Below are 13,234 nucleotides of genomic sequence, written 5' to 3'. Positions count from 1 at the left end.
CAATTTAGTCTAATCGAAATTACTATAACACTTTTTTTGTCATAAATAAATAGTAAATCGACATTTTGTCGAAAAAAGTAGAAAATAAAATGAATGTAAGCGGTTTTAATAGTATGGCACAATCTCTATTTCTAATATATAAAAAAAAGAGACAGACATTCTGCCTCTTTTATGAACTTTTTGCATTTTCTTTTGGGATTAACACAGCGCGCGGTTTACTTCCTTCATAAGGGCCGACAACGCCTCGGGCTTCCATCGCATCAATCAAACGCGCAGCCCGGTTATACCCGATGCGAAAACGGCGCTGCAGCATCGAAACGGAAGCGCTTTGCATTTCAATAACAAGCTGAACGGCTTCGTCATATAATTCATCATCAAAGTCAGCCGTCTCTTCATCGGACTCTGTCGGGATCATCTCTTCATGATACTGCGCCTTTTGCTGTGAAATGACAAAATTAACAACTGCTTCTACTTCTTTGTCCGATACGAATGCACCTTGCACACGAATCGGCTTGGAAGCTCCGACTGGTAAAAATAGCATATCGCCGCGGCCGAGCAGTTTCTCCGCCCCTCCCATATCTAAAATCGTCCGTGAGTCGGTTTGTGACGATACGCTAAAGGCGATCCGCGATGGAATGTTTGCTTTAATGACACCGGTAATGACATCGACAGACGGTCTTTGCGTGGCAATAATTAAATGAATCCCTGCCGCACGAGCCATTTGTGCTAGACGTGTAATCGAATCCTCGACATCTGATGAAGCGACCATCATTAAGTCCGCCAACTCGTCCACAATAACAACGATGTATGGAAGGAGCGGCTGTTTGACATCCGATTCTTGATTATAACGTTTCACATATTCATTATATCCTTCAATGTTTCTCGTCCCTGTATGCGAAAACAACTCATATCTCCGCTCCATTTCGCTGACGACTTTCTTTAACGCCTGCGATGCTTTTTTCGGATCCGTCACTACAGGGGCAAGCAAATGCGGAATTCCGTTATATACGCTTAGCTCCACCATTTTTGGATCAATCATCATCATTTTCACTTCATGCGGCTTAGTACGCATTAAGAGGCTTGTAATAATCGCATTGATACATACGCTTTTTCCGCTTCCTGTCGCACCTGCTACTAACAGATGCGGCATTTTATTTAACTCTGCAAGCACCGCTTGTCCGGAAATGTCCCTGCCTAATCCAATTAATAATTTTGCATCCGGCTTATTATTTTCTTTTGCTTCCAGTACTTCCCGCAATGATACCATGGCGATTTCTTCATTCGGCACCTCAATGCCAATTGCTGATTTTCCGGGAATCGGTGCTTCAATGCGAATATCTTTTGCAGCCAGCGCTAATGCTAAATCATCGCTTAAGCTGACAATTTTGCTCACCTTCACCCCTGCATCCGGATATACCTCATATTTTGTTACTGCCGGACCGAGGTGGACTTGAGTTACCTTTGCTTTTACCCCAAAGCTTTGAAACGTTTTTTCCAGCTTTCTGGCATTGGCATAAATGTTTTCGTGATCCTTTGATTGATTTGCGGGTTTTGGCATATTTAACAAATCAAGCGGCGGCAATTGGTAATCCACATTTTCCATCTCTGAAAATGTCATTGGTGTGTTAGATTCTTCATTATCTTCCTTTTCCGTCGATATCGCTTCAACCTTTTCTCCAACATGCGTACTAAAATCAGAAATGATTGGAGGAGCATGAGACTCCTCGTGCTCCTCTGCATCCATTGTCGTTTCATTCTGAACGATTTCTTGTTCTGTAGAACCCTCATTTTCACGCGCTCTTTTCGCTTTTTTCGACTTATATTTGTTTCGGGTTATAAACATTTGTTTTACATCTGAAACAAATTCCTTCCATTGTCTTTGAACAAACGATAAAAGAAAGCCAATCGCTTTTCCAACGGTTTCATGCAGCGATTTTCCGGTGATGAATGCGACGCCGACAATAATGAGCAAAAAGGAAATCCACTTTGTTCCAAGCTCATCAAATAAATAATAGCTTGCCGAAAAAAGAACAGCACCGATGATGCCGCCGCCTAAATCAGCAAAAGAAGATTCGCCGCGCACTTCCAGCCAAAACAGCTCCCATGTCGTTCGCACAATGCTTGGATCGGCAAATTTTCCTTGCCGCGACAGAAGCTCAAATAACGTTTGATGGCTTAATAATAACATTGCCATGACAACAATATATATGCCGATTAACGAGCGATGTGCAAAAGAAGGCCACGTCCTCTTCCAAATTAAATAAAGTGATAAAACGAATAAGCCGATTAAGGCAAGTATGTACCATTCTCCCATAAAAAAACGCATGAAAAAGACAAACGTTTTTCCTACTAATCCGAGATGCGCCATGGCAATCACGGAAACAGCTAACATAGCAAGCCCTGTTAACTCTAAGCGAAACGCTGCCTTCCACTGCTCCTTGCTTTTTCGTTGTCGTCGTTTACGTTTTGCCATTGTTTGTCACTCCAACATAAAACTTGAAATAGAGCCTGACCCAGCAGCAAAGTGTCAGACCCTATAAGAGGCTGTCTCAAAATCCCAAGGTCAGACCCCACAACACAATACATAGGACATCATGTTGGACAAATGAACGATAATTGTGAAACACGCGTGAGGTCAGACACTTATGGGGTGATTTTATTATATCACAAATAACAAGAATACAGGAGTTTATTACGATGTTATCGTGGTGGCAAGATTCTCATTCCAGGTGAATATTTTGCTTGTAAAAAATGTTGCGGATTCGTGCTTAAATTGCGGACTATTTCATACTCTTTTGTTTCCGTTTCCCGCACTAACAATGGGATGCTGTCATAATAAACAAGCTGTTGTTTTGCATACTCGGCAGAAGCCGTTTGAAATATAAGCTCTTGCGGCATCGTCGTATATAGAATCATTGCAGCATCTTTCCTTCTTTTCCTTTTTTAAATTCGATTAGCTCCTGCAGCTTTTTCATCGCCTGCGATACACCGCCGACTTCATCGATTAGCCCATACTTCACAGCATCTAAGCCAACTACATTTGTACCGATATCGCGCGTTAAATTCCCTTTGGAAAACATCAATTCCTTAAACTTTTCCTCGCTAATATTTGAATGTTTCGTCACAAATCTGACAACCCGTTCCTGCATTTTATCTAAATACTCAAATGTTTGCGGTACTCCAATGACAAGACCTGTTAAACGAATCGGGTGAATGGTCATTGTCGCCGTCTCCACAATAAATGAATAATCACAAGAAACAGCAATCGGTACACCGATAGAATGCCCGCCGCCTAGCACAACGGAAACGGTTGGTTTGGATAAAGAGGCAAGCATTTCCGCAATCGCCAACCCCGCTTCCACATCTCCACCGACCGTATTCAACAAAACAAGCAGCCCCTCGATATTTGGATTTTGTTCGATTGCCACAATTTGCGGAATAACGTGTTCGTATTTTGTCGTCTTGTTCTGTGGAGGCAGCTGAATATGTCCTTCAATTTGGCCAACAATGGTTAAGCAATGAATATTTGAATCTTGCGCCATTTGTGGAATATTTGTTTGTCCTAATTGTTGTATAGCTGTCGTCACATTTTCTTCTTGTTTTTCTTCTTTTTCTTCCGAATCGGAAGTCATGTACCCCTTGTCGTTCATTTATATGCTCCTTTCTCTTCATGATATAGCTTAGTATGTTCTAGCTGTAAAATAAAAATGCCGATTGAAACAAACTGTTCAATCGGCATTTTCATTAGACTTTGAGCATGATTGCATTAAATTTCCATAATGATTGGCAAAATCATCGGTTTACGCTTTGTCTTTTCAAATAAATATTGGTTTAACGCCTCACGAATATTTGACTTGAGCGACGACCATTCAATGATGTAGTCTTGCATGCATTTGTTGACGATATCCGTAACAATCTTGGTTGCTTCATCAAGAAGAGTCTCTGATCCCCTTACATAGACAAAACCACGAGAAATAATTTCCGGTCCAGCAATAATCTTCTTTGCTTCTTTACTAAGTGTAACTACAACGATTAAAATCCCGTCTTGCGAAAGCAGACGGCGATCGCGTAATACAATATTTCCAACGTCACCGATTCCCAACCCGTCGATAAGAATATTGCCGCATGGCACTTTTCCGCCGTAACGCGCCTGACCATTGCGAAACTCGATGACATCTCCCTTATCAATTAAAAACGTTTGGTCCTCAGCAATTCCAACCGCTTTTGCCAGCTTTGCATGCGCTTTTTGCATACGGTATTCGCCATGAACAGGGATAAAATATTTCGGTTTCATTAAATTGAGCATTAATTTTAATTCTTCTTGACTTCCATGTCCGGAAACATGCACGTTTCGTTGTCTGTAAATGACATTCGCACCGGCACGATACAAGGCGTCGATGGTTCGGGAAACAGTGAGCTCATTTCCTGGCATCGGCGAAGCAGCAATAATGACCGTATCGCCTTCCTTAATATTGACTTGTTTATGCGCCTGCTTCGCCATGCGAGCCAATACTCCCATCGGTTCTCCATGGCCGCCTGTTGTCAATATAACGAGCTCTTTATCCTCATATTGATGAATATCGTTAATCGGTATGACAAGCTTGTCAGGTATTTGCAGATAACCAAGCCGAAGGGCAATATCCATTACTTTATGCATGCTGCGCCCGGCAATGGCAACTTTCCGTTTATGTTTTTTTGCCGCATTTAATACTTGTTGGATTCTTGTAATATTTGACGCATAGCAAGCGACAATCACCCTGCCGGGGGCATCATAAACAACATCGGCAATCTCTTGAGCAACAATGGCATCTGATCCGGTATATCCTGGTTTTTCTGCATTCGTACTGTCTGAAAGTAAACATAATACGCCTTGATCGCCGATTTGTGCCATTTTCCCTAAATCGACCCGGTTTATACCGTATGGCGTTTGGTCAAATTTAAAATCGCCCGTATAAACAATCGCTCCTTGTGACGTGTGAATGCTGATCCCGATTGAATCAGGAATGCTGTGAATCGTTCGGAAAAACGTCATTTTTACTTTCTCAAAAGTCACTACAGAATCGGAATGAACTTCATTTAACTGTGCACGTACTGTAACGCCATGCTCTTTTAACTTTTCTTCGACTAATGCAAGCGTTAACTTCGTTGCATAGACCGGAACATTGATTTTCCGCAAAACATAAGCAATCGCTCCGATATGCTCTTCATGACCGTGCGTAAGAAATATACCTTTAATTCGCTCTTGACGCTCCACAAGATAAGAAATGTCAGGAATAACCATATCAATTCCTAACATTTCACCTTCCGGAAACATAATTCCTGCATCAATGACAAAAATGTCGTCATCAATCTCAACGACATACATGTTTTTTCCGATTTCCCCAACTCCCCCAAGGGAAAACACTCTTATTTTTTCTGCATGTTTTGTACTCAATGCTACGTCCTCCTATGAAGATACTAACCCGCTCAAAGTCACTTGAGTTTATTATAACTGATGCAAGATTTGGAACACAAGATAATTTGTTGAGCATACATTCAGTCATGTCACAAAAAACAAAGGGTCAGCTCCCTCGGGCGACAATAAAAACTCTGTTCCATCATTGTCATCATTCGAGGAAATCTGACCCTTCGCAAGATCAAATTTATAAAGTATTTAAAAGATTAGCAAGCTGCACTCGCTCCTGCTCTGTCAAAGGCACAAGCGGCAAACGTACAGAACCGACGTCCAGCCCTTTCATTTGCAATGCTGTTTTTACAGGCGCTGGGCTTGGTGCTGCAAACAAGCCTTTCATGATTGGCAAGAGCTTTTGATGAAGCTTCGCTGCCTTCACGCGATCGCCGTTTTCAAATGCGGCAATCATTTCTTGCATTTCATTGCCAATAATGTGTGATGCAACCGACACAATTCCATCTCCGCCAATGGCCAGCACCGGAAGTGTTAAACCGTCATCACCGCTGTATAACATAAAATCTTCATCTGTATTAGCAATAATTTCTGTCATCGCATCTAAATTGCCGCTTGCATCTTTTACAGCAACAACATTCGGAATTTTTGACAGGCGGATAATCGTATCAACAGCGATATTTACAACTGAACGTCCCGGAATATTGTACAGCATAACCGGAAGAGAGGTACTTTCGGCGATCGCCTTAAAATGCTGGTAAAGCCCCTCCTGATTCGGCTTATTATAGTAAGGAGCTACAAGCATAACCGCATCAACGCCCGCTTCCTCTGCCCTTTTTGTTAAATCGATGGAAGCATGCGTATTGTTGCTCCCTGTTCCAGCAATGACCGGAACTCTGCCATCGACAACAGAAACAACATGGCGGAATAACGCCATTTTTTCCTCCGTCGTTAATGTTGGGGATTCCCCTGTCGTCCCTGCGACAACGAGAGAATCCGTCCCGTTGTCGATTAAGTAATTGACAAGTTGCGTTGTTTTGGCAAAATCGATATTTCCTTTGCTATCAAACGGCGTCACCATCGCTGTGACGACTTTACCGAATTGAATCAACGCTTTCACTCCTCATTCGTATTCATATTTCTCTACATCTTGCGGTTCTTCGGAGAGATGAAAAGCTTCGTGCAATGCATTCACAGCTTTCTTTAAATCTTCTTCTTTGACAAGCACCCAAATCGTTGTATGGCTGTCAGCCGACTGCAAAATTTGAATGCCTTGTTCTGAAAGAGCGGTTACGATTTTAGCTGTAACCCCGGGAACTCCGGCAATTCCCGCACCGACAGTAGACACTTTCGCGCACCCTTTTGTTACAACAGGCTCGTAGCCGATGTTCCGCAATGCCGCAACAGCGCGCTCCGTCATCTCTCCCGCAACCGTATATACAACACCGTTTGGAGAGATATTAATAAAGTCTACACTAATTCCTTCTTTGGCCATCGCTTTAAACACTTCGGACTGCAATTCATAGTGTCCTTCTTTTGCATACACTTTAATTTGCGTAATATTGGACACATGGGCAATTCCTGTTACTAGACGCTCCTTTACATCACTTCCTTTATTCCCTTTTACAAGGGAGGTGACGAGCGTTCCCGGGGCATCGGAATACGTCGACCTTATGCGAATCGGAACTTTTGCCTGCATCGCGATTTCGACAGCGCGCGGATGAATCACTTTTGCCCCTTGATACGCCATATTACAAATTTCTGTATACGTCACGACATCAAGCGGGCGCGCATTTTCGACAATGCGCGGATCCGCCGTCATAACTCCTTCCACATCGGTAAAAATATCGATCCATTCAGCACCTAATGCTGCGCCGAGCGCAGCTGCTGATGTATCGCTGCCACCGCGGCCAATCGTTGTAACATCCCCATCTTTTGTTGCTCCTTGAAAGCCGGCAACCACAACCACTTCATATTCCTTTAACATCTTTAACAAACGGTCGCAGCGCATTTCGATAATTTTTGCATTTGTATGATCGGCATTCGTACGAAAGCCGGCTTGCGCTCCCGTTAATGCCGTTGCTTTAATTCCATGCATGTTCAGCATATTGCTGAAAACAACGCTTGAAATAATTTCACCGCAAGCCATAAGCATATCTTGCTCACGCTTGCTAACATGAGAGTGACTGCCTCCAATTAGGCTTAAAAGCGTATCTGTTGCATACGGTTCTCCTTTTCTGCCCATCGCAGAAACAACAACAACGACTTTATAACCTTCATCCAGCGCCCGCATAATGTGCTTGCGCGCTAATTCTCGTCCGTGCTCATCACGGACCGATGTACCGCCGAACTTTTGAACAATGATTTTCATTGTAACACCCCAATTAATATTTGCAGAAACCTTGATGCTTTTTGGTTTTACGCCTTCACAAGACCTAATTTAAGCAAACTTTCGGCAATTTGTACAGAATTCCATGCCGCTCCTTTTAATAAGTTATCAGATACAATCCATAAATGGAATCCATTGTCACGGTCTAAATCTTTTCGAATTCGGCCGACAAATACGTCATTTTTGCCAACGCAGTCCGCTGGCATTGGATAGATCTGTTCGGCCGGCTCATCCTGCAAGACAACTCCCGGTGCATCTTTCAATACGCTTTTCACATCTTCTATTGCTACACCTGCTTTTTCGATTTCGATATATACGGACTCAGAATGCCCTGTGATCACTGGAATGCGTACGCACGTTGCCGCTACTTCCAACTCTGGCATGTGCATGATTTTCTTTGTTTCGTTAATCATTTTCATTTCTTCAAACGTAAAACCGTTCTCTTGAAATTTATCAATTTGCGGAATCGCATTAAACGCAATTTGATAATGTTTTTTATCGGATTTAACCGGTAAAATTTCCGGAGTAAACTCTTTACCTTCAAGAACGGCTTTTGCTTGAGATTTAAGCTCTTCAATCGCTTGTGCTCCCGCACCGGATACAGCTTGATAGGTGGAAACAATCACTTTTTTCAAGCCGAATGCCTTGCGAATCGGTTCAAGCGCTACGACCATTTGAATCGTTGAGCAGTTTGGATTGGCGATAATCCCGTTATGCCATTTTAGATCTTCTTCATTTACTTCTGGTACGACAAGCGGTACATTTTCATCCATGCGGAAAGCGCTCGTATTATCGACAACGACAGCCCCCCGTTTGACTGCTTCCGGAGCTAATTCTTTTGAAACAGAGCCTCCAGCGCTGAAAAGAGCGATATCTACGCCTTCAAAACTTTCCGGCTTTGCTACTTGTACTTCAAATTCTTCTCCTTTAAAAACGACTTTTTTCCCAGCTGAGCGCTCAGACGATAACAACGTTAATTTGGCAATTGGGAAATTTCTGTTTTCTAATGTTTGAATCATTTGTTGACCAACAGCACCTGTTGCTCCGACAACCGCAACATGCAATCCTTTTTGTTCCATGACGATTTCTCCTTCCGCTCTAAGATCAATATCATATTCATAGCTTTTTTAATAACATTTATTTTAGCACATCCATCTATAATGGGGAGAAAAATTTTACTCATTGCATAAATTTTCTCTCCAATGCTTATTTATTAATTCCCGCTGTCACGGAATTTTTCGATAATAACAGGCTGCAGCTGTCTGCCTTCAAGCGCTGTGATAATCGTATCCCGTAAAAGTGACATTTTCGCTACCATCGAATTCGGCTTTGTTTGCGGTGCATCTTGACCGAAAGGAATGAAATAAATGTTTTTTGCGGCCATGAGACGCATTAAATTGACGCCATTTAAACCAAGTGCGTCATTCGTGGAAATGCCGACAACGACTGGCCGATGACCGCGCATCGTTGCCTTTGCTGCCATTAACACCGGTGAGTCGGTCATTGCATTTGCCAATTTGCTCATTGAATTCCCTGTAAGCGGTGCGATAACCATGCAGTCAAGCGGAATTTTTGGTCCGAGCGGCTCTGCCTTAACAATCGTATCAATCACTTTATTTCCTGTTATTTCTTCTAATTTTTTTACCCAATCTTCTCCGTCTCCAAAACGGGTATTTGTCGTTTTTACTGTATGCGTAACGATCGGTAAAACTTCCGCCCCTTCTTTCACTAATTTTTCAATTTCCGGCATTACTTCATCATATGTGCAATGAGATCCTGTCAAGCCAAAGCCGATTCGCTTTCCTTGTAAACTCATCCATCATGTCTCCTTTCGCTTTTTTAAATCTGCTGAAAGCAACTGTGCTAACACATTGGCAACAATTTGCCCCGCTGTTTTCGGCGCCACAATTCCCGGCAATCCGGGAGCGAGCAACGCTTTAACGCCTCTTTTTTCCGCATAGCGAAAATCAGTGCCTCCTGGTTTGGAAGCAAGATCAACGATTAATGTGTGAGCCGGCATCTTCGAAATCACACTGGCCGTAACAACCATGTGCGGAATCGTATTAATACATATATCGATGTCTGCTGCTTCTTTTTCTAAGTCATTAAGATGAAAAGGATATAATCCCATTTCGGTTATGCGTGCAATATGCTCCGAGCGCCGGGCTCCCACTTTTACGTTCGCTCCTAAAGCGGCAAACGCACGCGCTACGCTCATTCCAACTCTCCCTAAACCTAAAACAGCGACACGAGAGCCGTGAATCGTAAAATCGGTATGCTGAATCACGATCATGAGCGTTCCTTCAACGGTTGGAATCGAATTATAAATCGCTACATCATCGCGCTCAAATAGCTGCACATGTTTCCGGTTTGCAGCTTTCATTAACTTCTCAAGATAGCTGTTGCTGATTCCGGAGTAAATCGTGCAATGCTTCGGTGTTTTTAACAGCATCTCTTCTGTTAAAAACACTTTTTCATTGGAAAAAACGGTGTCAACTTGCCCTTCAAGATTTGTACCGGGAACCGGTAAAATAATCGCATCTAACTCGGAAAAATCGACCTCATCGATTTGAACTTTTGCCGCACCTGTAAACCCGTGATCTAATTGATCAAAGCCGATTAAAGACAACTTGGCATCAAGCTCTGTCAACTTGCGAATGACTTCCAACTGTCTGGCATCTCCGCCTATTATAGCAACGTGCATTCCCGTCAGCATTTTTGGCTCACCTTCTTATTTGAAACTAGATTTTTGCCTAAAGAGCTTCATTTTCTTCACATCTTATGAAAAACAAAAGAAATAGGTGAATGTAATAGAAAATAAAAAAACTGCTTGAGTGCTCCCAAGCAGTTTTGTACATATCCTTTTAGTCTTCAGGAAAATCAATAATAATCATATCGGTCCCAATCTTTTTAATGTATTTCCAAGGAACACGAATTTCATTTCCTTCCTTGCGAAAACCAAACCATTTTGACGTTGGAATAAGTAATGCTTGAATTTGCCCCGTTTGCTCGTTTATTTCCAAATCCGTCTGTCCTAAAACCCCTAATCGTTCTGCACGCTTCACATCCACAATCTCCTTGCCGCTCAGCTCGCTTAACCTCATTATGGCAGCCCTCCTTTCTATCATTGTAAGAGACAATAGAACAAAAAATGCCTGCAAGTAAAAACTTGCAGGCATTTTTTGTTAATGTTGAAGCGCTTTTGGAAGTTCGCCAGACGGACTGATAAGCGCTACTGCAAAATCTTCGCTGAAAATTTGTTTTGCCAGCTTATTGACACTATCTTCGGTGACATGATTAATGCATTCAATTACTTCGTCGAGCGAACGGTGACGGCCTAATAAAAGTTCGTTTTTTCCATTGCGGCTCATGCGGCTGTTTGTGCTTTCAAGGCTGAGCATTAAGCTTCCTTTCATCTGTTCTTTACTATTTTGCAGTTCTTTCGATGTAATTCCTTCATCCTTGAGCTTTTGTATTGTTTCATAGATCGTTTCAAAAAGTACATCTAATTGATTACTACCCGTACCGCCATAAATCGTTAACAATCCTCCATCCTGATAGGAGGAATGATAAGAGAATACAGAGTATGCAAGCCCCCGTTGTTCACGCACTTCTTGGAATAAACGGCTGCTCATACTTCCGCCCAATATATTATTTAAAATAATTAAGCTATAAATATCATCATGACCTACAGGTAAGCCATTAAATCCGATACATAAATGTGCTTGCTCTGTTTCTTTTTTCCGCGCCAGCTTTTGCGGTTGAAAAACGGGTGCAATCATCTCGCGGGTCTTTTGTTTTGCTTCGAACGAACCGAAATATTTTTCGATTTCATCAATAAAGCTTTCATCTACATTTCCGGCAACAGAAATGACTACTTTATCCGGCGTATAATTTTCCGCCATATATTCACGCAGTGTATCGCCTGTAAATGTATTTAATGTTTGCTCCGTCCCTAAAATTGGATAGCCAAGCGAATGGTTCGCATAACAGGCTTTACTTAATAAATCATGAACAATATCGTCAGGAGTATCTTCGTACATTTTAATTTCTTCTAATACAACATTTTTCTCTTTCTTTAATTCTTCTTCAACAAATGTCGAGTTAAAGAACATATCCGCCAATATTTCCAAGGCGAAACCGGCGTGATCATCTAATACTTTTGCATAGTAGCATGTATACTCTTTCGAAGTAAAAGCGTTCACTTGTCCGCCGATGCTGTCAAACGCCTCAGCAATGTCCCGGGCACTGCGTGTTTTTGTTCCTTTAAAAAACATATGCTCTAAAAAATGAGAAATTCCATTATTTTGCTCGTTCTCATCGCGTGACCCCGTTCCGATCCATACACCGATGGCAACTGAACGCATTGTTGGAATCTGTTCAAGAACAATTCTTACTCCATTTTGACACGTATACTTTTTAATCAATGCCGCGTTCCTCCTATTTTCTCACAATTCTTTCTTCGTCTAATAATGTTGACACATTAGAAATTTCGTATTCTTTCTTTTTTATTAAGACAATAAGCGAATCAAGTGCTTGTGCAGTAGACGCAGTTGGGTGCATTAACACCATCGCACCTGGATGAATTTTAGACAGTACTCGTTCAACTATAACAGATGGCGATGGTTTTTGCCAATCAATTGTATCAACGCTCCACATAATCGTTCCCATTTGCAGCTCATGAGCAATTTTTACGACATCATCGCGATAACTGCCGCTCGGCGGAGCAAACCATTTACATTTCACCCCTGTTGTTGCTTCAATGACTTCATTCGTCTTGATCAACTGCTCATGAATTGCTTTGTTGCTCATCGTTTTTAAATCTGGATGGCTGTATGAATGATTGCCGACTTCATGACCGGCATCAACAATCATTTTTGCCATATCCGGGTTGTTTTTTACCCAACGTCCCTCTAAGAAAAATGTTGCCTTTATATCATGTTTTTTTAATGTGGCAAGCATTTTCGGAATATGCTCATTTCCCCAAGCCACATTAATTAAAAAAGCAACCATCGGCTTGTCTGGATGACCGCGGTAAATCGCCTCAGGCGGCAAATCAGATAAATGAACTTTTGGAGGTATTTGTTTATACATAAGCATCTGCTCGTTAAATGTTCCTAATTTTTTCATGTTTTTATAAGAAACAGCTATATCCACTTTTAAACCGTTATATCCAGGAATCGCTTTCCAAACTTTATCAAGTTTCGCATCTTGAGCAGGGATTTCATATTGCTTTGCTTTTTCTTCAATTTCCAGATAAAGCTTATCTTTTTGTTTGGCTGTTTCTACACTCGCATTCCGCAAATGATGAACGTATTGATCGATCCAAGGATTTTGCAGGATGATAAATATAAACAATAACATGATGACGAATGAAAAAGGACGAATATATTTTATGTTCACACAATGTCCCCCCCTCTTTACTAGAAATATGTAAAGGA

General features: G+C 41.8%; 12 protein-coding genes. All 12 read right to left on the bottom strand.

What is annotated here, in order from left to right:
- Window positions 1-169: 169 nt before the first annotated feature.
- Entirely contained in the window at window positions 170-2,473 is a 2,304-nt protein-coding gene (locus B0I26_RS01895; protein ID WP_111643782.1) for a DNA translocase FtsK, read from the bottom strand.
- 227 nt (window positions 2,474-2,700) lie between these two features.
- Window positions 2,701-2,916 carry a YlzJ-like family protein gene (locus B0I26_RS01890; protein ID WP_111643781.1) on the bottom strand — a complete coding sequence of 72 codons (216 nt, stop codon included), beginning with the start codon at window positions 2,914-2,916 and terminating at the stop codon, window positions 2,701-2,703.
- Entirely contained in the window at window positions 2,913-3,632 is a 720-nt protein-coding gene (locus tag B0I26_RS01885) for a ClpP family protease (RefSeq protein ID WP_409991401.1), read from the bottom strand. Before B0I26_RS01885 ends, B0I26_RS01890 begins: the two co-directional genes overlap by 4 nt.
- A gap of 134 nt (window positions 3,633-3,766) precedes the next feature.
- Window positions 3,767-5,434, bottom strand: a complete 1,668-nt coding sequence (locus B0I26_RS01880) for a ribonuclease J (RefSeq protein WP_111643779.1) — start codon at window positions 5,432-5,434, stop codon at window positions 3,767-3,769.
- 208 nt (window positions 5,435-5,642) lie between these two features.
- A complete protein-coding gene (dapA, locus tag B0I26_RS01875; protein ID WP_111643778.1) occupies window positions 5,643-6,515 on the bottom strand; it encodes a 4-hydroxy-tetrahydrodipicolinate synthase in 873 nt (290 codons plus the stop codon).
- A 12-nt stretch (window positions 6,516-6,527) separates the two neighbouring features.
- Window positions 6,528-7,775: an aspartate kinase gene (dapG, locus tag B0I26_RS01870; protein ID WP_111643777.1), complete on the bottom strand. Its 1,248-nt coding sequence runs from the start codon at window positions 7,773-7,775 to the stop codon at window positions 6,528-6,530.
- Between the two features lie 47 nt (window positions 7,776-7,822).
- On the bottom strand, window positions 7,823-8,872 hold the full coding sequence (gene asd / locus B0I26_RS01865; RefSeq protein WP_111643776.1) for an aspartate-semialdehyde dehydrogenase: 1,050 nt from the start codon (window positions 8,870-8,872) through the stop codon (window positions 7,823-7,825).
- 134 nt (window positions 8,873-9,006) lie between these two features.
- A complete protein-coding gene (locus B0I26_RS01860; protein WP_111643775.1) occupies window positions 9,007-9,609 on the bottom strand; it encodes a dipicolinate synthase subunit B in 603 nt (200 codons plus the stop codon).
- Between the two features lie 3 nt (window positions 9,610-9,612).
- Window positions 9,613-10,509, bottom strand: a complete 897-nt coding sequence (dpaA, locus tag B0I26_RS01855) for a dipicolinic acid synthetase subunit A (protein WP_111643774.1) — start codon at window positions 10,507-10,509, stop codon at window positions 9,613-9,615.
- A gap of 148 nt (window positions 10,510-10,657) precedes the next feature.
- On the bottom strand, window positions 10,658-10,897 hold the full coding sequence (locus tag B0I26_RS01850; RefSeq protein ID WP_111643773.1) for a YlmC/YmxH family sporulation protein: 240 nt from the start codon (window positions 10,895-10,897) through the stop codon (window positions 10,658-10,660).
- An 81-nt stretch (window positions 10,898-10,978) separates the two neighbouring features.
- Window positions 10,979-12,220 carry a M16 family metallopeptidase gene (locus B0I26_RS01845; protein ID WP_111643772.1) on the bottom strand — a complete coding sequence of 414 codons (1,242 nt, stop codon included), beginning with the start codon at window positions 12,218-12,220 and terminating at the stop codon, window positions 10,979-10,981.
- 13 nt (window positions 12,221-12,233) lie between these two features.
- The gene (locus B0I26_RS01840) at window positions 12,234-13,157 is read right to left on the bottom strand and encodes a polysaccharide deacetylase family protein (protein ID WP_409991400.1); all 924 of its coding nucleotides are present in this window, start codon (window positions 13,155-13,157) and stop codon (window positions 12,234-12,236) included.
- Window positions 13,158-13,234: the final 77 nt, after the last annotated feature.

This window comes from Paranoxybacillus vitaminiphilus (assembly GCF_003259935.1).
Lineage (GTDB): Bacteria > Bacillota > Bacilli > Bacillales > Anoxybacillaceae > Paranoxybacillus > Paranoxybacillus vitaminiphilus.
The sequence above is the reverse complement of the archived record's forward strand: the minus strand, read 5'-3'. Positions and strand labels throughout refer to the sequence as shown.

Coding starts and splice junctions, on each gene's coding strand:
- B0I26_RS01885 (WP_409991401.1), bottom strand. CDS start 3,632: ATGACTTCCGATTCGGAAGAAAAAGAAGAAAAACAAGAAGAAAATGTG.
- asd (WP_111643776.1), bottom strand. CDS start 8,872: ATGGAACAAAAAGGATTGCATGTTGCGGTTGTCGGAGCAACAGGTGCT.
- dpaA (WP_111643774.1), bottom strand. CDS start 10,509: ATGCTGACGGGAATGCACGTTGCTATAATAGGCGGAGATGCCAGACAG.
- B0I26_RS01890 (WP_111643781.1), bottom strand. CDS start 2,916: ATGATTCTATATACGACGATGCCGCAAGAGCTTATATTTCAAACGGCT.
- B0I26_RS01895 (WP_111643782.1), bottom strand. CDS start 2,473: ATGGCAAAACGTAAACGACGACAACGAAAAAGCAAGGAGCAGTGGAAG.
- dapG (WP_111643777.1), bottom strand. CDS start 7,775: ATGAAAATCATTGTTCAAAAGTTCGGCGGTACATCGGTCCGTGATGAG.
- B0I26_RS01850 (WP_111643773.1), bottom strand. CDS start 10,897: ATGAGGTTAAGCGAGCTGAGCGGCAAGGAGATTGTGGATGTGAAGCGT.
- B0I26_RS01860 (WP_111643775.1), bottom strand. CDS start 9,609: ATGAGTTTACAAGGAAAGCGAATCGGCTTTGGCTTGACAGGATCTCAT.
- B0I26_RS01840 (WP_409991400.1), bottom strand. CDS start 13,157: ATGTTATTGTTTATATTTATCATCCTGCAAAATCCTTGGATCGATCAA.